Origin of the sequence: Kribbella sp. NPDC056861, assembly GCF_040687575.1 — a bacterium.
Lineage (GTDB): Bacteria > Actinomycetota > Actinomycetes > Propionibacteriales > Kribbellaceae > Kribbella.
Genome location: NZ_JBFBNQ010000002.1, coordinates 544,645 through 562,932 on the forward strand (window position 1 = coordinate 544,645; position 18,288 = coordinate 562,932).

Consider the following 18,288-nt stretch of genomic DNA (forward strand, 5'->3'; position numbering starts at 1 on the left):
CTGCATGGCAAACCATCTCGGCCGGACCTCCGCTCCGCTCGCATTACCCGGCCGTTTCGAGCGCCGCATGCCCGGCCACCCATCTCGCTACCTGTGCTACGAGCACGTCCAGCACTGGCGCGACTTCGACGCGATGCCTCCCCTGAGGGACCTGCCATGAGCCACTACCGAGCTGGCAGGGACTTCGAGCACGCCGTCCGGGCAGCGCTCGTGACTGACGGCTACGACGTAATCCGGTCGGCGGGCTCCAAAACCAAAGTCGACCTAGCCGCGTTCAAGCCCGGACAGGCCCTTTTCGTGCAATGCAAACGCAACGGCCGCATCAGCCCGGCCGAGCGCGTAGAGCTGCTGCGGATGGCCCAGCACATTGCAGCAATTCCGCTCGTCGCCTGGAAGCAGCCCCGCTCCTCCGCCATCCACTACTGGCGACTCACCGGCCCCGGCCCGCAGGACCGGGTCGAGTGGACCGCCGACTACCTGGAGATGTCATGAAGTTCGAGCAGGCCACCATGACCCCGACGTACGCCCAGCGACTGCTGGCCGGAAACATCGGCAACCGGCCGATGAATGACGCCTTCGTCCGTGACCTCGTCGGCCGCATGCGCCGAGGCGAGTGGGCCGACAATGCCGAGACCGTCAAGGTCGGCACAGACGGCCGGCTCAAGGACGGCCAGCACCGGCTACAAGCCGTCGTGGACTCCGGTTGCACCGTTCCCATGACCGTGGTCTACGGCGTCGACCCAGAGGCGTTCAAGACCATCGATGTCGGCCGGTCCCGCACGGCCGGCAACCTCCTAGCGATGAAGGGGCACGGCGACGGCCGAACCCTCGCTGCAACAGCCGCGATGGTCTGGCGCTACAAGCGCGCTGTCGAAGGCGGCACCTGGACCGACCTCAGCAAAGGCACGCCGAGTCCTGACCAGATGTTCGCGGTGATTGAGCTCCACCCCGAACTGTCGGATCACATCGCCTGGGCGAAGGTCGCCCGCCGCAAGATCGGCGGCGGTTCCCCCTCGGTCCTGGCAACCGCGCTCTTGCTGTGCCAGGAAGCCTCCACCGATGCCTACACCGTGTGGAACGACGTGGCGCTCGGTGCGAACATCCCGATCGACAGCCCGCTCCTGCTCGCCCGGCAGGCGCTCGTGATCCGCAAGCAGCGCGGCGGCCTGTCCCTTCCGGAGCAGTCGGTGTTGATGTGCAAGTTGCTCAAGGCATGGAACATGTGGGGTCGCGGCGAGACCGTCCAGCAGCTCGTCTGGAAACCCGGCATCGAGCGTATCCCGGTCGCCCTCAAGCCGCAGGAGTGGATCACATGGGCAGCCTGAGCGAACTCGACCGTCAGGAACGCAGCAACCGCATCCTCGCGGCGATGTACCGCCTCACCCCGCCGCAGGTCCAGACCTACCACCGGCTCTGCGAGTTGGTGGACGAAGCCCTAGATCAATTCGAGCAGGGCTACGCCGTGAACGTCGAACCCCAGATGGCACAGATTGCGAGGGACCTGGCATGACCGCTACCGCCCTGGCCCTGGCGCGCCGCTGCCGCGCCGCCCGCTGCACCGGACCGGATGGCCTCCCGCGGCACCTGCCCGACGAACGACTCGTCTGCGACGGATGCGCCGAACGCGGCCGAGCCGACATCGCCGGACTGCCGCGCCGCTATGCCGCTCTCCGCGTGGCCCTGCGGTACCGAGGCACGGCCGGCGAGAAGATCAGCGGCCCCGGCTTCGCCTCGTCTCCGCCGCTGCGCGCTGCCGCCCTTTCGTGCATGGAAGACCTGACCGCCTGGGCCACGCTGACCGACTCCAAGGTCCGTGAGGCGATGTCGTGGCGCAGTCGGCCGTACAACATGATGCGGCCAGCAAAGGCGCTCGTCGAAGCCAGCCAGAGCCTGCTGACCTTGTGGCACCGAGCCCTAATCTATGAACCCGGCATCGTTGCCGTGGACGGCTCGTTTCGGCTGCGCGTGCGCGCAGACCAGATCCTCGGATGGTCGCGCCTGGTCCACCGCTTGCCCGCTCCATGCCCGTACTGCGACACCCTGACCCTCGTCCGCGACGACGGGAAAGACTTCGTCCGGTGCACCGCCTGTCGGCGGAACTGGCGTGAGGCCGAGTACCGGCTGTTCGTGCGGATGCTGGTCGATGAGGCCCGCTCATGAAGCTCGTGACCGCCAGGCAGGCCGCCGAACTCACCCGCGTACCAGTTGCCACGGTGAAGTCGTGGGCGCGGCGCGGCCTGCTCAAGTCCGTCCGTAAGGCGGAGCATCTGCCGGGCAAACCGCTGCTGTACTCGTCTCAGGATGTACTCCTGGCCGAGCGCGAAGCACGCCGCCGTGATCCAACCCACCGCAGGCAGCGCCGACTTGCGTCTGACCTCCTGCGTGACGCAGGATGGCTTCAGTCTGGGATCACTCCACCATCTTGATGGGTAGGTGGACCCAAGTGCCCCCCAGGCAGAATGCCCCGCTGAAGCGGCTGAAGTTAGGGTGCTCCCCTCGCTTACGCCTTCCGGTCGGGGCATTCGCCTTCCCGGAGCCTCCGCGTGTATCGGCCGCCAAGTCCCGGACCTGAAATCCGAAGGCCACTGTCGGCGCTGACGCCTGGGGGTTGCCATGCCCAGTCGCGCACCTCGGCCGTGTTCGGTCCCCGGCTGTCCCGAGCTGGTGACCGATCGGCTTGCCCAATGTCTTAAGCATCGCCGCAGAGCCGACCGTCTACGGACCAACCGCGCCTACGACCAGGGCGGTTGGCGACAGCTCAGCCTGGACCGCCGCAAGGCGTATCCGCTGTGCGAGCTATGCCACCGCGCTTGGTCCACCGAGACCGACCACATCAACGGCGACAAGACCGACAACCGCTGGCAGAACCTGCGCGCGCTCTGTGGCCTGTGCCACCGCCGCAGAACAGCCCGCGACCAACCAGGAGGGGCGGTGATGGCCTGATGGCAGACCTGACACAGGCGCGCGCGATCTGCGCCGACTGCCGCCACTACCTCTGGTTCGATGACTCACAAGACCTCCGGTCCGACCAAGACGGCTGGGTCGATGAGAAGAACCGCCCCACCTGCCTCTACCGAACCGACATCGGCCATGTACCGGTACCGATCGGGTCCGAGCTGCCACAAGCCACCCCCGCCGATCTCGCAGCGTCTCCGCCATCCGCTGCTGACCGGTCGGCGGGGGTCACCCTCCGATGAGCCCGCTGTGCAAGGTCTGCGGGTCGCTCATGCACGCCGTGATCATTGCCGAGGGCACCGGCCGCCACCCGACCTGCGACCCCGAATTCTGGCGGCTACAGGCCCGCTGGCGGGCCCGTCACCGCAGCCAGCCCCCACGGCCGGCCCCGACCATCACGGGACCAGACATCAACATCTCCCGCAACCACCCCGCGACCTCGCACCGCATGGCGCAGATGGTCAAGGGAATCCGGCTCGACATACTCCGCGCCCTTCGGGCGCATGGACCGCTCACCGACTACGAACTGGAGCCGGTCTTGCGGCGCTCGCACCAGTCCATCAGCGGCGGCCGTCGCCGCTGCGCCATCGATGGACTGGTGGAGGACACCGGCGTTCGTCGGCCCAACCGGTTCGGCAACAACGTCATCGTCTGGACCATCACGCCAGGCGGCATCGCCGCATCAGGAGGCTGAGATGCAAGACGGACCGTACGACTACGCCCGCGAGGAGCGCGAGGCACAGCCAGAGGACTGCGTTGTATGGGTAGGCGGCCATGCGTACGCCGTGGACGAGCTGCCCTCACCGTCAGAGCTGAGGGAGTGACCCCGGTGCAGGCCCCACACACAGCACCCACAGACACCCCCTGTAGGCCACAGGTACACAGGCACAGCGACAGTGCAGGATGGACAGTCTGTTGCTCCGAGCCCCTACACCTACAGCCCCTGTACATCGAGCTATGGCATGAGGCAGTCGAGCAAGCCAACAGACACACAGCCTGGCCCTATGCCCTACCGCGCGCACTGGGAACCTGGTACCTCGACTGGTGCGAGTGCGCCCATGCTGCCGTAGAGCTAGAACCCTGCACCTAGGCATCACCCAACCGCCTACTAGGTACATGCCTAGGGCAACAGACACACCCTCACTTTGGCGCGCACAGCCGGTGTCTGGCGTCGACTCGCCGAGCGGCGATCCAAGGCCGGACTGACCGTTGCCCTAGGCAACCTAAGGGTGGGGGGTGCACAAGCGCACAAGTCAGATCCAACAACCCCCGGCCAGGCATTTTCGCGCGGCCGGAGGTTTTGGCAACATCACTACGGACGTACCTGGGCGGGACTTCGCCGCCGCTTCCACGTGGCGCGCCGTCGTGCTACTGCCTTCTGGACTTCCTTAGCTCTGCGCCTGGCGCGTTGATGGAGCGGACCCTTGGGAACTCCGAGATCGTCTCGCATGGCCGCGAGCAAGGCTTTGTCGGCGGCGTAGCTCTTGAAGATGAACTGAGTCCCGTACTCCGTCTTCCCCTCGCTGCCCAAAACCTGCAAGGCGAATAGCGCGTCTCCCCACGCTTCCGAGACCGCTGGGCTGGCGTAAAGCTGGATGCGCGAGTTGCTGACCGGGGGTATCTCCGGGCCAGGTGGCCCGGCCCCGAACGTGTCGACCCCGACTGCATCATGAGTACGTCGAGATTGGTAGGCGAGGTCGTCGAGCATGTCCTGATACAGAGCCTCGACCCGCGCATGGTGGCGCGACTCACGTCCCGTTCTCCGGCCTCCGAAGTAGCCCGCGCCCATACCGGCGAGGGCCACAACGTAGGGTCCCGCCTCCTTGATGATGCTCACTGCTGAACTCACGGTGGATCAGTCGGTCTTGGTGGTGTGTGCTTCCCATGGCTGCGGCCCAGGCTCTCCGGGCTCGACCTCCTCGAGATCGCCCCAGCTGAATGGCTCCGGCTCCACGTACGGCGGATCGTAGATAACCCAGTCCACCTTGCTCGATCGCTGCCCAGTTGCCAGAAACTCAATGGCGGCGGCGCGAGCGGCGGCAACTTCGATGGCGCTGCCCGCTGGCATCGAAGTTGGCGTACCTCCATAACCGAAGGTGGCCCCATCGGGTGCACCGAGCGTTCCCACCGAGTCGTACCGGTTACCGTCCTTGCCCCTCTCGGTGTACATGAGCGAGCTGAACGGGGCACCCAGACCGATCCACAGCACCGTGTTGTCGAAAACCCCTTCGGTCTCGCCTGGTATCACGAGTTCGAGCCAAACCGGGTACTCATGAGCGGCGGCCTCGTCCATCAGCGCCTCAAGCTGCTCAGGCGATTGGATGATTTCGCTCCGGTCAGTGTCGCCGCTCTGGTAGGTCGCCTCGACGTGCTCACTCATATTCGGGCTCGCCCTCTTCTCCTATGTAGACCTTGTAGCCGCCTGGCCAGTAAATCGTCAGCTTCGATCCAACCGGAAGCTGGTACTTCAGAGTCTTGTCGCAGCCTAGTCGTTTCGGCTTTCCGAATAGCCCACACGGCGGATTGTTGATGTAGAGAGTCGCCTCTCTCGGAGCGCCAGCTCGGCGCATTAGCGCCGCAGCGTGCCCCTCCACATGGTCTTGAGCAACCATCAACCTCGCGTTGCGGCCAGAGAGTCCAGGACTCCCGCGGCCGGGTCCATCGCCGCTGTCCAACGGATAGGCGCCCTTCCCGTCAATCCTGGTGAGGACGCCCGCCGTGGGACTGTCCTCCTTCGGACGGACAGGGAGCCCTCGTAAGAAGTCTCCGAAGAACGGTGCAGGCTCCGGCTCGTCAGGCGAATTCGTGGGGAGCGACGCGCGCCCGCTCCCGCCAGATCCTCCGCCTTTGCCAGGTTCAGGCGTCGCCTCTCGGTCACTGGGCTCAGCCTCGTCGCCTTGCCGGTCGGGAGCGGACTCGGGTCGTCCCCGTGCATCACCACGGCCGGCGTCCCGCTTATCCTCCGCCGCCTTCGGTCCCGCCGCCGTCAACGGATTGCGGCCCGCCGATCCTGCGTCTGGTTGGCGGCTCCCATCGAGATGGGCTCCGATCAGACGCTCGGCCCAGCCCTTGGCCTTCGGCGGAGCCAGGGACAGGTAGTGAGCTGCCTCGTCGCATGCCCGCGCCGCAGCATCGAGCTGCTGGGCAGCCGTCGAAGCCCCGAGCTGAGCGAGGACAGCGGCGTTCTCACGACACCGCCCGGCCGTCCGCTGCAAGTGTTGGAGAATCCCGGGAGCCTGATCAAGGCACTCGACCAGTCCCTGTGCGACCTGCTGGAGATCGGAGGGCACGTCGTGCCCTAGATCTGGTCGGCGTAGCTCTTGGCCCCTGCCGATGCAATCTCCAGAGCCTCGGCTGCCTGCTCGACGGCCTTGCTTGCCGCATCCAGGATCTCCGAGATGTCGCGGTCCGCCCCGGTCGCGGTACCTGCGATCAGGCTCTGCACCTGCTGACTGTGCTGGGTGAATTTCAGCTTGAACCCGGCCAGCCCACCCGCTGCTTGTTTGGCCTCCATCGACACCTGGTGCAACTGCTCCTTGAGCCGCTGAACGTCTGACATCTCAATCTCCTTACTGGGGCGGGAACTGCGAGCAACACTTTTTGTTAGGTCCTTCAGCCTCCCGACGGCCGGCGAACACGGGGAGTGCGGAGACCGAGAACTCGCAAGATGCGACGCCGAGTCGCGGCCCTCCGCTGTTCGTCCATGTCCTTGATCGTGGCAATCGCAGCCGCCTCGGCCTCGGCCCTACAGTGAGCGGAGTATCCGTCTGGGTCCTCTACTGCCCAGATGGCACGCTCAGGCCCGGTCAGCCTGCGTTCCACGACAGTCCTCCTGCCTTGCTGCGGAGCATGGCCTCCAATAGCCGCTCCTGCCCTGGCAGACCAGGAATCCATCGCGCGTCCGCACGTTCGTGCCCAGCGCGCTCGCCCTCGCTCAATTGGGTTCCAAGCGAGATCTTCTCGAAGCCGAACTTCAGCTGCACGTCGCTTTTGCTGCGCGTCTTAGTCATAGTCGGCACCGGCCAAACCGGGAACGACCCGGAGCGGAGTGGGCGGCGGCGGCCCCACCTGCGGGTCCATCACCAGGGCCATCCACTGGACGAACCCCAGCGCCGTATCGCCGTGCGGGCACTCGTTGTGGAAGGACTCCGCGAACATCAGACACATTGCGTCCACAGCGGTCTTCTCGTCCCGGGGGTCCACGTTGGGCGGCAGGCCATCTTCGAGATAGGACAGCAACAGGCCGCCCATGATTGGGTTACCGCTGATGAACCCCAGCGCGTACCAGTAGGCGCGATCCTTAGTGATGATGTCGGCTGGTTCATCGCGGCCATCGCGCTCATCGACTGGTGGGTAACGCATGTGGCTTCCTTTTGTGTGGTTGAGACGGATGGACCCCCGATCCCGGATGAGGTTGCCGGGACCGAGGGTCCGTTCCCCGTAGCTCTCTTCGCAGGAGAGGAGGGCCTGCGATGAGAGGGGTTGGAAGGCGCGACTGGCGCGGATTCAGGGGCATATCGGCACGCCAGCCGCGCCGGATCAGGTCGGCTCGTCGTGCCGCTGCCAGGCGAGCGCCGCGCGCTCCTGCCCGGTCATTTCCTCGTCGTCAGGGTCAAATGGGTCGGGATCGAACCAACGCACCTCGGACGCGCCGAGGTGACCGTGAATCTCAAGCAGCCCTTCGATGCTGGGCCAAAAGGTCAGGCTGGGAAACTTCCCGAGCCACTTGAGGGCGATCCACTGCTCTCCGTCCTCGTTCGGAGGGAACTCCACCACCAGGCCAACGACGCCGGTCCCGCTGACTCCGGACGGGTCGCGGTAGCGGAAGAGTTCACCTCGGCGCATCACCGAACACCGGCCAAGTCGGCTGGTGAGACCGGCTCACTGGTGACCCGCAGTGATGCGAAGCGGCGACGCATGGCTGCCTCGTAGCGCACGGCCTTCGCCTCGTCGTCGGTCCTGTCGATGATCAGGTGCTGTCCGAACCAGACGCAGACCCGACGATCAGTCACGATCGTCCACTCCCTCGCCGATTTCATCACCAGCCAGGTCGCGTTCGCCACGTAAGTAGGGACCGAATGCCCAGCGATGTTCAGGCGGACAGCGGCGGATGTAGATCGCCATCTCGGCCTCGCTCAGAGCGTGCTGAGCCCGCAGCGCTCTCCCCCGCGTCATTGCTGTACGTGTCATAGCGGGAACGCTACGACACATTGGTGAGACAAAGTTTCCCGCCGGGAAACTCAGTCAGGTACCGTTAGCTGCATGGACAACATCCCGAACATCGGGCAGGAGATCCGCCGACTCCGTAAGTGGCGCGACCTGACGCTGCAAGAGCTGGCGGACCTGTCCGGCCTGTCTAAGGGTTACCTCTCCAAGATCGAGAACAACAACGCCAGTCTCGACAAGCGGACAACCATCAAGGCCATCGCCGATGCGCTCCGGGTCTCCATCGCCGACCTGATCGGCGATCACTTCCTGGTCGAGCAGTCAGACGGCGACGTGATCGGCTCGGTGCCGGACATCCGCATCGCTTTGTTGTCGAGCGGCCTGGAGGGGCCGGCCGATGCCCCGCTGCGGGCGATGACGGAACTGGCTACCACGACTCAGCAGGTCGCCGAGTGGCGCCAACTTTGCCGCGATCTGGAGGTTGGCCATGCCCTTCCCGGCCTGATCACCGACCTTCACTCCACGGCGGTGGGTGGCGGCAATGACGGAACGGCGGCGTTGCGATCCATCGTCCAGGCAACGCACACCACCACCCTCTTCCTCAAGAGCCTCGGCGCAGTCGATCTCGCTTGGGTCGCCGCCGAACGCGGCCATCAAGCCGCGATCATGCTGGACGACCCGCTGTATATCGCCGCGTCCGAGTTCGCCCGGTCACAGGCTCTGATCGGCCTTGGCGCGTACCAGCGGGCCGACCGGCTCGCCCAGAACGCAGCCGCACTGCTGACATCGCCCAAGACTGAGGCCGATTTTGAAATCTACGGAACGTCGGTCATCACAACGGCGTTCACAGCCCAGATCCGCGGTGATGACCCAGAGGAGGCCATCCGCGAGGCCATGGAGGCGGCCAAGCGGACCAGCGGCACCAACGCCTTCTGGATGAACTTCTCTCGGACCAACGTCAACCAGTGGCGCATGTCAATCGCTCTCGAGGCCGATGATCCGGTGAAGGCCGCTGAGGTCGCCCGTGAAATCCGAGCATCCGACATCCCCGCCAAGTCCCGTCGCGTCGCGTTCTTCATCGACCACGCAAGGGCGCTGCACTCACTGCACGGCCATGACGCCGAGGTGGTCAGCCTGCTCAAGAAGGCCGACAAGCTGGGGCCGACCAGGACACGGAACAGCATCTGGGCGCGCGAGATCGTCTCCGAACTGGTGCATCGTGCCCGGCGCGACGCCGGGGGCATCGAGCTGCGCGGCTTGGCCGACCGCATGGGGTTGCTCTCCGCGCTCTGATGAGTCGACAGATCAGAGGCAGCCTGAAACGCAGAGAGCCCCGGCCCGCCGAAGCGGACCGGGGCTCTCGCATGACATCTCTCAGTGAGTGCTCTCTCCCCTGCCTACCGGTTGGTGTCCTCCAGGACGCCGCTGCGGTCGTACGACTGGATGTCGCATCGCATCTCGGCGCAGATCGTCACCAGGATTTCTGGGACATCCTTGAAGTCGCCGTTCTCCGTGGACCCGATGAACACGATCGTTCCGTTCAAGTGGTCATCGGGGTGACCGGACCAGCCGATGACGGCCCCGAGGTTGGTGGCGCGCCGGTTGATTGGCGAGCCCTTGCGCTTGCTGTCTTCGTCTCGCCACCCGATCCAACCGCTCACGGCCGGCGGGGTGTCGTGCGCAGGCTCGATGGCTTCGAGCACCTCCGAGCCGATCAGCTCGTAGTACTCCTCGATCCCTGACCTGAGGTAGCGGACCTCGATCGGACGTGACTCGTCCGCATGGATGATCACGGCGCGATCTACCGGCTTCTGATCCCGCGTGACCGGAACCGTTCCGGCCAGCTTGATCCTCGTCACGCCGAAGTCGACCGCTGGCGTGCCGTCCACCCAGTACAACGGGCCTTCAGCAAGCACCTCTGCGCCGAACGCGAGAAGGTTTGCCTCTTGCTCGTCCAGCTCCTCGAGGAAGAACGGGCCGAACCCCGCGTACTGGTCTCGCAGCCCTTCGCCCTCGTGGAACGCGTCCACGACCAAGGCGTAGTAGGACTGGTCCTGCGCGTTGTTGCTCTCTTCTGCCATTCTGATTGCTCCCCTACATTTGCCCGGGGTTTGATGGCCCCCGGTGCTGCCGAGTTGCAGCACACCGCGCAGGGGCGTTTGATGGCCGTCCCTGCGCGATGCTCAACCTCTCGACCTACTCAGTGACGGTCCGGTCTCCTCGGTAGATGTCGCCTTCCACGTACCTGATCTTGTCCCCGTTGGGGGCCTCCATGACCCAGTAGTAGCTGGCTTCTGACCACGTCACCGACCATCCTGCCTTTTCCAGCGAACCCATGACTGACCCGTCACCGCCCGATCCGGCGAAGAAGCCATCAGCGGACGATGAGCCAGGCCCGTACGGGTTACGTTCTTGGGAGAGGATGCGTAGGACGTCGTCTGCCGTGGCGGCGGTCTCCAGCTCTACGAGCTGGGCTTCGACGGCGTTCCAGAATGCGTCGGTCATTGTCGGGTGCTCCCTTCGTTTGCTGCCGAGTCGCAGCACACCCGCCAGGGGTGATGGGTCCCCTGGCGGATGCTCCACTACTCGACTACTCGTAACCGGCCTCCTTCAGCAGCGCTTCCGCTGCCTCTTCCCGCGTGGTGTAGGTGGTTCGGGCATCGGGTAGATACCTGCCTTCCGGCAGGCGCGCTTGCCACCGGTACGGCGGGACCGCCTGGTGGATGACCTCGCCGACGATCGTCAGCTCGCCCCACGGCCGGACGTTGTGGTGTCCGCGCCGCAGGGTGTAGTAGCGGGGCCTGGTCTTCAAACCCCGGCCTCCTCACGGACGCGATCCACGCCGCACCGGCAGTTGTAGGCCATGTCCTGATGGTTCAGGCAGTAGCCGACCAAGGCGGCGTTGTATCGAGCCCACGAATCCAGGCAGGTCGCGTTGAACCGGCCGATGTCGCCGTTGAGCAGGCCGACGAATCCGTGCAGGATCTGGCCGATGCCTACCGACTGGTTCTCATCGATCGGCCCGTCCTCGGCGTTGGCAAACTGGTCCATGACGGACGTGTAGCCATCGATGCCCGAGGCAATGGTCTTGATCATCGCTTCGTAGCCCGCTTCGGACCACAGCAGCGCGCCCTGATGGGAGGCGTAGCTGTCGTCGTCCTTCTGCGGTAGAAACGATCCCAAACTGCGTTTCTTCACTTGGGTGCTCCCTTCAAGCCAGTCTCACTGACTGACTCGGCGGACCACCGGATCCCCTTTGCTCGTTGGGACTCGGCGGTTCACCGGGACGGTCACGAGGTGGGGCAGGACCAGGCCCGCGGCCGACCGTCATCAGACGGCCGGCGCGGACGTGGCCGGGGAAGCTGGGACTAGAGCACGACGCCGTTGGCGGTCACGACGAACACCGCTCCTTTGAACTCGATCGACCAGGTGGCACCGGCCGCCTTGCCGCAGTAGCTGCGGTAGGGCTTGGCCTGTTGCAGACGGTCGAACGAGCGGAAGGTCCACGGTTCGGTCAACGTGTTGACCACCGCGAACGCCTTTCCTTCGGAGCGAGCGAAGTGGCTGCCTTGGACCGCGACCTCCGCGACCAGCAGAGCACCAGTGCAGTCTGGTGCGACGCAGCGCCGGTGATCGCCCACCGCATGCCGGTAGTCGATCTCTCCGAGACAGTGGTCGTCGGGTGGATCGCCGGGGCAATGATCGGGCCATCGCTGGGCCACGTCGCAGAAGCCGCACGGCACCTGCGCTGGCTGTGTCATCCCATCTCCTCTCACCTCCGGCTCTTGCCGGAAGCCCCCATGCCCTAGCGGGCAACCCCCGCCACCCCTCCGGAGAGGGATGGCGCGGGCAACGCGCTAGCGCTGCACTGTCAGGATTTCTCCGCGTCTACTGCGGACCAGTCTTCGGACCAGTCACCACGCCGTTCGCTGTGACGGAAGGCTTCTCGCACCTCGGAGCCTTCCACGTTCTGCATGGCGTCTTCGACATCGGTCCCGCGAGCCCGGACGACGACCCGAGTCGTGGTGGTCACGTCGACCTCCACGTCGTAGTCGTACTCCCGGCGCGGCAGGCCGATCGCCGCCATGATGTCGTCGAAGTCCTCGCAGTAGTTGCGGTCGTTCGCCTCCGTGTGCAAACGCTCGGCCACATTGGACTTCCAGACCTCATGGTCTGTGACGACCTGCTGCCTGGCTCGGCGTTCAGCGCGTAGCGTCTCTTGGTGATGCTGCCAGAAGCTACGCACCAGCTCTTGGACCACAACACTGGTGACCTCCGACCATCGGTCGGCGGCACCGGCTTCCCAGCCGTACCAGTCGACCCCTCGGCTCGTCCACACGGTCAGGCCACTGGCCGATCGTTCAGTGACCAGTCCCTGCACGAGTTGGTTGTCGCTGCTGCGACGCCCTGACACCACGGTGCCGGGACGGTACGGAGCGACCAGGTCTGTGACCTCGCGGCCGACCTGGTGGCCATCCTCAAGTTGGACAACCGCGAGGTTGTCCTCACGGTTGAGGCGCACCCACTCGACCTGTCGGGCGAGCCCGATCGACCAGCGGGCGTTGTCGAAGCTGACAGTGCTCTCATTCGTTGTCGTGATTGTCACGACTGCTCCCCTCGGGTAAGCGCCGGGTTTGATGGCCCCGGCTGGCCTGCTCGCGAGCAGGTTGCCCGACCGCCAAGATTCAGGAATCGCGATTCTTGGCGGCCAGACGACTGGCTCGGACCTCCTACAGGTATTCGGTTGGATCACCGTCGAACACTGCCGAGTCAAGCAACGCCATCAAGTTGGCCTCGCCGTGCTCGGTATCTGGCCGTTCGCCGACTACCCCACAGTCCGGGCAGCCACGGCCGGCGATGACGACCGTGAACCATGCCTGTGGATCGGTACTAGCTGCGACCTCGTCCGGGGTGCCTTCGGCGTAGCTGTCGTCCCAGTGCAGGACGCCGCCGAGTGGGTGTGTGCAATTGCCCGGTGATCCTTCCCAGGGTCGCCCCTTGGTCTGCCAGCTTCCGTCTGTGTGCTTCACGACGGTTCTCTTGCAGTCCTGGCACTGGTACCAGCTCATGTCGTGTCGCAGATGGTGCGCGTCCCACGGTTCCCCGCAGTGCGCGCAGGTGACATCAGCCATTGCATTGCTCCCCTCACTGTCCGCCCAGTTGATGGCTAGGCGGTGTGCTGCCTGAGTGACAGCAGGCCAGGCACCGACCGATTGGCCGGTGCCTCACCCTCAGTCCTCAGACGAGATGAACGTGACGACGATGAACATCCCGAACTTGTCCCGGCAGAACTCGTCCCACAGGTCCTGTACCGACGTAAGCATGGTCGTCTCACCGAGCCGGAACGTGATGCCGCCGGTGAAGGCAGCGTGGCCGAAGTTCCACACGTCGTCATCGCTGAACCAGTCCCCGAACTCGGGGTCTAGGCGCTTCAGCGTGTCGATCGCGCCCCAGGCGTAGTACATCGCCTGGTCCTGTCGTGTGGTGACGAAGGCGACGGAATCCCTGTCCAGCTTGGTGATCCGCTCGTCAACAAACATGTTGCTCCCCTCATTCGCCGAGTTGATGGCTCGGCATGCCCGCCCATCGGGCAGTGCGGAGGCAACAGCAGAGCCCTAGCGGCCTGGCGGCATGCCAGGGCTTATGAGGGTGGTAACTGTTGCCTCACACAACCGAATGGGTGAAGAGAGAGCACTCACTGTTGAGATGTCAAGGTGCGTTGCCTCCACCGCGCTGCCGGTTCCCCGGTCCGTTCCCTGCCGTACCGGTGAGCGGACCGCGTATGCGGTCCCTGTCGTTGCTGGCCGTTGTGGGGCGATGAGTCCGCCTGGGCCATCCGTGGGCAGGTGCGGCCTGTGTTCGTGCCCTGGCGTGCCGCTAGGCAGCCGTACAGCGGGCTCTGAGGTCGCGCGGTGTGGACTTGTCAGGTTGCGAGTCCGCCCCGCTCCGGCCCCTCTCGGGGTGGATCGGGTGGAACACCCGATCCTATCGCCGGAAGGTGACACAGGGTCACTTTTGCAGCTTCTGACGCCCTGCCTGCCTCAACAACTTGGGGCTTGACAAATTCTGGCGGTAACCGCTTTCCAGTCACCCCTGCCCGGGACTGGGCGAGCATCCGAACACCTGATCGATTGGAGCGTCGACATGTCCGAAGCCGGTGTGATCGACCGACTCAATGACCTACTTTCCAGCCTGGCTGGCGAATTCACGTCTGATGACGATGAAGTAGACCTCAGAAATCCGGTGCTGACGGAGTGGGTGTTGCTCGCCAACGTCCAGGACTTGGAGAGCGGCAGTCATCGTGGCGTCCTGCTCTGCGCACCGCACATGCTCTACTCACATGTAATCGGTCTGCTCACCCTCGGTAACCGTTGGGGTGCCGGTGACTGACTTGTGGGATGCCGTCCCCGAGGCGGCCCAGGGCGAGCTGCTGCCCGGCTGGGAGCCCTACGCATCTGACGAACGGCCTATCTCGGCGGCTGGCACCTGGCTGGACTCGGCCGGCCTTTGCGCCTGGGTGCGCGAACGCACCGATCACGTCTTGTTGGGCTTCTCGGCTGGCAAGGACTCGATCGCCACCTGGCATCGGCTGTTGGAGTACTGGCCCGCCGAGAACATCCATCCCTACCACCTGTACCTCAGTCCGCATCTGGGGTTCGTGAACAGATCGTTGGACTACTACGAGCTGGAGTTCGGGCGGCCGATCCTGCGTCTGCCGAACCGGTCGGTGTTCCGGTTTCTCAACGATGCGGTGTTTCAGACACCGAGCAATCTGCCGGTGATCTGGGGCGCTCAGTTCCCCGACTTCACCTATCCCGACATCTACGAGCTGATCGCCGAGCAACTGGGCCTTACCGAGCACCGGCCGTGGGTGGCCCATGGCGTGCGATCGGCGGACTCCCCGATGCGGCGGATGCTGCTGAACAAGCATGGCCCTTGGCGGCCCAACGAACGGGTCTTCTACCCGATCCACGACTACTACGTCCGCGACATCCGCCGCGTACTCGAGGAAACCGGCACCCGGCTCCCGGTCGACTACCACCTGTTCGGCCGGTCCTTTGACGGCCTCGACCACCGGTTCACCAAACCGATCCGCGACACCTTCCCCGAGGACTACCGCGCCCTGACAGACCTGTATCCCCTCGTGGGCCTGGACTCCTGGCGGCGCGGGGAAACGGACGCCCCAGATGTCTGAAGACGACTTCGAGGTCGTCGGCTACAACCCCGACGACGTGATCGGCTACGGCGAGGACCAGGCCAGCCAAGCCGCGGATTCCGACCTGGACAGCGCCGTACCGCGCCCCCTCGACGGCATCGAGTACATCGCCGACCTTGAGGCCGACGCCGCCGCCGAACTCGACGCCGTCGCGCAAGGCTTCCGCGACCGCAAGGACCGCGAGGCCGAGCGGATGGAGCTGGCCACCAACTCCGACTACTGGCTGTGCGTCTGCTTCGCCACCCAAGCCCAGCGAGACGCCTTCCTGGCCGCCATCAACTGGCGCGACCTCGGCACCCGCTACCTCGATGGCCGCGAGATCGCCCGCAGGCAAGGGATCGAGCTGCCCGCCGATCCTGTCTGGCCCAACGCTCGCCGCGACACCTCGTGGGATGCCTACGCGATGAGCGTCGAGGACAACCGTTCCACCAACTGAAGGAGAGGAGGGAAGCCATGACTGAGGCTCGCCGTCGTCAGATCCTCGCTCGTGCCCGCAAGGCCGGGTACAGCGGAGGCGACAACCTGGGCAACGTCTTCGCCTGGGCGAACTCGGCCACCGCGCCATCTCGGGTCAACCCGGTCACCGGCAACCAGCGCCGGTCCATGACCAGCATCGCCAACTCGCTGTCCGGGTCGGCCTAACCACACGTCCGCCCGCCCCTCCCCCACGGGGCGCGGCGGCGCTTCGGGGAAGCGACACCGGCTCCGTACCCACCCCCCATACGGAGCCGGTGTCTTCGCCTGCCCTGAAACAGCAGACAACTACAGACAGGAGGGCCGCCATGGGCAAGCGTGGACCCGCCAAGGAGCCAACAGCGCTCACCTTGCTCAAGGGCGTGACGGACAAGCGACAGCTGAATCTCGATGAGCCGAAGGTCTCCGAGACTGCGGTTTCGCTGCCGGACTGGACGGCCGGCGAGGACGAGTGGCAGGTCCGTTGGCGGCAGGTTTTCGCCTTCTCGCTGGCGCAGTGGCCATGGGTCCGGGCCGCAGATGAGCAGATGTTCCACCAGTACGTCACGGCCGTGGTCGACGCCGAGCGGCTGGGCCGCGCGTTGTTGCGCTCGCCGCTGCTGGAGCGCGACCCGAAGGACGGCGGCCCGAAGGCTCTGACCGTGCGGCGCGAGTGGCAGGCCGCGCTCAAGACCGCACAGTCGCTGGCGCAGCAATTCGGCGGCACCAGCTCGTCGCGTACCGCGCTCAAAGCGACGCTGTTGCAGGACGAGGGCGTAGGGGCTGAGGCGGGCGCAGATGCCCTCTTCGGCTGACCTGCCGCTCTGCCACGAGACCTGGTCCGAGGGACAGCACCGCAGGTGGGCAAAGCTGCCGCTGTGCGAGGCCCGCGGCGATCACCGCTGCGAGCCTCGCGCACTGCACGCCGTCCTGTTCTTCAACACCGCCCTGGTGCATACGAAGGGCCGGTGGGCGCGCAAGCCGTTCATCCTGACCGACTGGCAGCGCACCGACATCATCGAGCCCTTGTTCGGCGATGTTCGCTGGAACGACGAGGCCGACTGTTACACCCGTCGCTTCTCGATGGGCTGGATCGAGCTGGGCCGCAAGAACGGCAAATCCGAACTCCTGGCCGGGATCGCGCTCTACCTGCTGATCATGGACGGCGAGGAAGGCGCGGAAATCTACGGCGCCGCCCGCGACCGCGACCAGGCCCGCATCGTCTGGGATGTCGCCGACCGGATGTGCGCGCTGTCCCCGGTACTTCAGCGCAACGCAGCCAAGATCGGCCTGAAGACGATGACCAGCACCAAGCGCATCGTCGTCGCGTCGACCGGCAGCTTCTACACCACAGTCGCCCGCGACGCCTTGGGCAACCTTGGCCAGAACCCGCACGCGATCTTGTTCGACGAGGTCATCGCACAACCGGACTCGAAACTGTGGAACTCGATGCGCACGGCGATGGGCGCACGGACCCAGCCGTTGATGATCGCCGCGACCACGGCCGGCGATGACCTGTCGTCGTTCGCGCACGCCGAGCACATCGAGTGCGTCAAGATCGCCGACGACCCCAACCGAGCACGGCACCGGTTCGTGTACCTGCGCAACATCCCCATGGACGCCGACCCCTGGGACGAGTCCTTGTGGCCGCACGCCAACCCCGCACTGGGTGACTACCTGTCTCTGGAGGCCCTGCGCCAAGAGGCCGAGGAAGCCAAGAACGACCCGAGCAAAGAGAACGCGTTCCGCCAGTTCCGGCTGAACCAGTGGGTCAAGCAGTCCACCCGGTGGATGCCGATGCACGCCTACGCCGAGTGCACCGGAGACATCTGGCTCACACCCGACTACGGCACCGAGGCCCTGAAGGGCAAAGACTGCTGGGTCGGTCTCGATCTGTCGGCCCGCCACGACCTGACCTCGTGCGCGGCGTACTTCCCCGAGACCGGGGACATGATCTGGCGGCACTGGATCCCCGAAGACACCCTCGGGTCGCTGGACGAAGCCAGCAACGAGATGGCGTCGCAGTGGGTGAAAGCCGGATGGCTGACCCTGCACGACGGCGCGGTCATCGACTTCAAGCTGCTGTGCGAAGACATTGCCGCCTGGCTCAAGCCGTTCCGGCCCCGCGAAGTCACCTACGACAAATGGTCGGGCGAGTACGTCCGCCAGGAGTTGGACACCCTCATGGGCCGCGTCCCGAAGGTCGCCAATGAACCCAGCTTCCTGGGCATGACCGGTCCGATGAACGCGCTCATGTCGGCGACCGTCGACCAGACCTGGAAGCACCACGGCAACCCCGTTGCCGCGTGGTGTTTCGACAACGTCGAGATCAAGCGCGGCGTGGACAACCCCGACCTGATCAAGCCCGTGAAGCCCCCGCGCAACACCGGCGGGAAGCGGATCGACTCCGTCATTCCGGCCGCGCTCGCGGTCGGTGCGTACACCACCCGAGGCCAGCTGACGCAGCGCAAGCGCGTCGGTCACGGCTTCCGCTAACC

Annotated in this window: 28 protein-coding genes; 13 read left to right on the forward strand and 15 right to left on the reverse strand. The window is 65.4% G+C overall.

The genetic code is table 11. From position 1 onward, the window contains the following. Nucleotides 1-156: 156 nt before the first annotated feature. The 6 genes from AB0P21_RS09580 to AB0P21_RS09605 all read left to right on the forward strand — a co-directional run bounded on the left by AB0P21_RS09580 (nucleotide 157) and on the right by AB0P21_RS09605 (nucleotide 3,649). Nucleotides 157-492 carry a restriction endonuclease gene (locus AB0P21_RS09580; protein ID WP_363695200.1) on the forward strand — a complete coding sequence of 112 codons (336 nt, stop codon included), beginning with the start codon at nucleotides 157-159 and terminating at the stop codon, nucleotides 490-492. Continuing rightward, nucleotides 489-1,325, forward strand: coding sequence for a hypothetical protein (locus AB0P21_RS09585; protein ID WP_363695202.1), 837 nt, complete (start codon nucleotides 489-491; stop codon nucleotides 1,323-1,325). The genes AB0P21_RS09580 and AB0P21_RS09585 overlap by 4 nt, the downstream gene beginning before the upstream one ends. Next, nucleotides 1,313-1,510, forward strand: a complete 198-nt coding sequence (locus tag AB0P21_RS09590; protein ID WP_363695203.1) for a hypothetical protein — start codon at nucleotides 1,313-1,315, stop codon at nucleotides 1,508-1,510. The genes AB0P21_RS09585 and AB0P21_RS09590 overlap by 13 nt, the downstream gene beginning before the upstream one ends. Continuing rightward, nucleotides 1,507-2,160 (forward strand): hypothetical protein, encoded by a 654-nt coding sequence (locus AB0P21_RS09595; protein ID WP_363695204.1) that lies wholly within the window; start codon nucleotides 1,507-1,509, stop codon nucleotides 2,158-2,160. Before AB0P21_RS09590 ends, AB0P21_RS09595 begins: the two co-directional genes overlap by 4 nt. Continuing rightward, nucleotides 2,157-2,426: a helix-turn-helix domain-containing protein gene (locus AB0P21_RS09600; protein ID WP_363695205.1), complete on the forward strand. Its 270-nt coding sequence runs from the start codon at nucleotides 2,157-2,159 to the stop codon at nucleotides 2,424-2,426. Before AB0P21_RS09595 ends, AB0P21_RS09600 begins: the two co-directional genes overlap by 4 nt. Before the next feature lie 800 nt (nucleotides 2,427-3,226). Beyond that, nucleotides 3,227-3,649, forward strand: coding sequence for a hypothetical protein (locus AB0P21_RS09605; RefSeq protein ID WP_363695206.1), 423 nt, complete (start codon nucleotides 3,227-3,229; stop codon nucleotides 3,647-3,649). Nucleotides 3,650-4,810: 1,161 nt separating this feature from the next. Here AB0P21_RS09605 and AB0P21_RS09610 read toward each other — a convergent pair. From AB0P21_RS09610 to AB0P21_RS09640, 7 genes are all read right to left on the reverse strand, one after another. Further along, the gene (locus AB0P21_RS09610) at nucleotides 4,811-5,335 is read right to left on the reverse strand and encodes an Imm1 family immunity protein (protein WP_363695208.1); all 525 of its coding nucleotides are present in this window, start codon (nucleotides 5,333-5,335) and stop codon (nucleotides 4,811-4,813) included. Further along, nucleotides 5,328-6,245, reverse strand: coding sequence for a DddA-like double-stranded DNA deaminase toxin (locus tag AB0P21_RS09615; RefSeq protein ID WP_363695209.1), 918 nt, complete (start codon nucleotides 6,243-6,245; stop codon nucleotides 5,328-5,330). The genes AB0P21_RS09610 and AB0P21_RS09615 overlap by 8 nt, the downstream gene beginning before the upstream one ends. A gap of 8 nt (nucleotides 6,246-6,253) precedes the next feature. Continuing rightward, a complete protein-coding gene (locus AB0P21_RS09620; protein ID WP_363695210.1) occupies nucleotides 6,254-6,514 on the reverse strand; it encodes a hypothetical protein in 261 nt (86 codons plus the stop codon). A 247-nt stretch (nucleotides 6,515-6,761) separates the two neighbouring features. Next, entirely contained in the window at nucleotides 6,762-6,965 is a 204-nt protein-coding gene (locus tag AB0P21_RS09625; protein WP_363695212.1) for a hypothetical protein, read from the reverse strand. Continuing rightward, nucleotides 6,958-7,317 (reverse strand): hypothetical protein, encoded by a 360-nt coding sequence (locus tag AB0P21_RS09630; RefSeq protein ID WP_363695214.1) that lies wholly within the window; start codon nucleotides 7,315-7,317, stop codon nucleotides 6,958-6,960. The genes AB0P21_RS09625 and AB0P21_RS09630 overlap by 8 nt, the downstream gene beginning before the upstream one ends. Nucleotides 7,318-7,494: 177 nt before the next feature. After that, the gene (locus AB0P21_RS09635; protein ID WP_363695216.1) at nucleotides 7,495-7,800 is read right to left on the reverse strand and encodes a hypothetical protein; all 306 of its coding nucleotides are present in this window, start codon (nucleotides 7,798-7,800) and stop codon (nucleotides 7,495-7,497) included. Further along, complete coding sequence (locus tag AB0P21_RS09640) at nucleotides 7,800-7,967, reverse strand: hypothetical protein (protein ID WP_363695217.1); 168 nt, start codon at nucleotides 7,965-7,967, stop codon at nucleotides 7,800-7,802. Before AB0P21_RS09640 ends, AB0P21_RS09635 begins: the two co-directional genes overlap by 1 nt. 250 nt (nucleotides 7,968-8,217) lie before the next feature. Here AB0P21_RS09640 and AB0P21_RS09645 point away from each other — a divergent pair, with 250 nt between their 5' ends. Continuing rightward, complete coding sequence (locus tag AB0P21_RS09645; RefSeq protein WP_363695219.1) at nucleotides 8,218-9,414, forward strand: helix-turn-helix transcriptional regulator; 1,197 nt, start codon at nucleotides 8,218-8,220, stop codon at nucleotides 9,412-9,414. Between the two features lie 104 nt (nucleotides 9,415-9,518). Here the strand turns inward: AB0P21_RS09645 and AB0P21_RS09650 are convergent, their stop codons facing one another. The 8 genes from AB0P21_RS09650 to AB0P21_RS09685 all read right to left on the reverse strand — a co-directional run bounded on the left by AB0P21_RS09650 (nucleotide 9,519) and on the right by AB0P21_RS09685 (nucleotide 13,661). Next, nucleotides 9,519-10,202 carry a hypothetical protein gene (locus AB0P21_RS09650; RefSeq protein WP_363695220.1) on the reverse strand — a complete coding sequence of 228 codons (684 nt, stop codon included), beginning with the start codon at nucleotides 10,200-10,202 and terminating at the stop codon, nucleotides 9,519-9,521. Nucleotides 10,203-10,317: 115 nt separating this feature from the next. Next, complete coding sequence (locus AB0P21_RS09655; RefSeq protein ID WP_363695221.1) at nucleotides 10,318-10,626, reverse strand: hypothetical protein; 309 nt, start codon at nucleotides 10,624-10,626, stop codon at nucleotides 10,318-10,320. Nucleotides 10,627-10,711: 85 nt separating this feature from the next. Further along, nucleotides 10,712-10,933 carry a hypothetical protein gene (locus AB0P21_RS09660; RefSeq protein ID WP_363695222.1) on the reverse strand — a complete coding sequence of 74 codons (222 nt, stop codon included), beginning with the start codon at nucleotides 10,931-10,933 and terminating at the stop codon, nucleotides 10,712-10,714. Then, nucleotides 10,930-11,319: a hypothetical protein gene (locus AB0P21_RS09665; protein ID WP_363695224.1), complete on the reverse strand. Its 390-nt coding sequence runs from the start codon at nucleotides 11,317-11,319 to the stop codon at nucleotides 10,930-10,932. Before AB0P21_RS09665 ends, AB0P21_RS09660 begins: the two co-directional genes overlap by 4 nt. Before the next feature lie 170 nt (nucleotides 11,320-11,489). Then, nucleotides 11,490-11,882, reverse strand: coding sequence for a hypothetical protein (locus tag AB0P21_RS09670; protein WP_363695226.1), 393 nt, complete (start codon nucleotides 11,880-11,882; stop codon nucleotides 11,490-11,492). Nucleotides 11,883-11,992: 110 nt separating this feature from the next. Beyond that, the gene (locus tag AB0P21_RS09675; RefSeq protein WP_363695227.1) at nucleotides 11,993-12,727 is read right to left on the reverse strand and encodes a hypothetical protein; all 735 of its coding nucleotides are present in this window, start codon (nucleotides 12,725-12,727) and stop codon (nucleotides 11,993-11,995) included. 124 nt (nucleotides 12,728-12,851) lie between these two features. Beyond that, nucleotides 12,852-13,253: a hypothetical protein gene (locus AB0P21_RS09680; RefSeq protein WP_363695228.1), complete on the reverse strand. Its 402-nt coding sequence runs from the start codon at nucleotides 13,251-13,253 to the stop codon at nucleotides 12,852-12,854. A 99-nt stretch (nucleotides 13,254-13,352) separates the two neighbouring features. Further along, nucleotides 13,353-13,661 (reverse strand): hypothetical protein, encoded by a 309-nt coding sequence (locus AB0P21_RS09685; RefSeq protein WP_363695229.1) that lies wholly within the window; start codon nucleotides 13,659-13,661, stop codon nucleotides 13,353-13,355. A 604-nt stretch (nucleotides 13,662-14,265) separates the two neighbouring features. On the opposite strand from AB0P21_RS09685, the gene AB0P21_RS09690 reads away from it, so the two are divergent. The 6 genes from AB0P21_RS09690 to AB0P21_RS09715 all read left to right on the forward strand — a co-directional run bounded on the left by AB0P21_RS09690 (nucleotide 14,266) and on the right by AB0P21_RS09715 (nucleotide 18,286). Further along, nucleotides 14,266-14,511: a hypothetical protein gene (locus tag AB0P21_RS09690; RefSeq protein WP_363695230.1), complete on the forward strand. Its 246-nt coding sequence runs from the start codon at nucleotides 14,266-14,268 to the stop codon at nucleotides 14,509-14,511. Then, nucleotides 14,504-15,316 (forward strand): hypothetical protein, encoded by an 813-nt coding sequence (locus AB0P21_RS09695; RefSeq protein ID WP_363695231.1) that lies wholly within the window; start codon nucleotides 14,504-14,506, stop codon nucleotides 15,314-15,316. Before AB0P21_RS09690 ends, AB0P21_RS09695 begins: the two co-directional genes overlap by 8 nt. Continuing rightward, on the forward strand, nucleotides 15,309-15,773 hold the full coding sequence (locus AB0P21_RS09700) for a hypothetical protein (RefSeq protein ID WP_363695232.1): 465 nt from the start codon (nucleotides 15,309-15,311) through the stop codon (nucleotides 15,771-15,773). Before AB0P21_RS09695 ends, AB0P21_RS09700 begins: the two co-directional genes overlap by 8 nt. Nucleotides 15,774-15,790: 17 nt before the next feature. Continuing rightward, entirely contained in the window at nucleotides 15,791-15,979 is a 189-nt protein-coding gene (locus AB0P21_RS09705; protein ID WP_363695233.1) for a hypothetical protein, read from the forward strand. Between the two features lie 140 nt (nucleotides 15,980-16,119). Beyond that, nucleotides 16,120-16,605, forward strand: a complete 486-nt coding sequence (locus AB0P21_RS09710; protein ID WP_363695235.1) for a P27 family phage terminase small subunit — start codon at nucleotides 16,120-16,122, stop codon at nucleotides 16,603-16,605. Beyond that, nucleotides 16,589-18,286 (forward strand): terminase TerL endonuclease subunit, encoded by a 1,698-nt coding sequence (locus AB0P21_RS09715; RefSeq protein WP_363695237.1) that lies wholly within the window; start codon nucleotides 16,589-16,591, stop codon nucleotides 18,284-18,286. Before AB0P21_RS09710 ends, AB0P21_RS09715 begins: the two co-directional genes overlap by 17 nt. The last annotated feature ends 2 nt before the right edge of the window (nucleotides 18,287-18,288 follow it).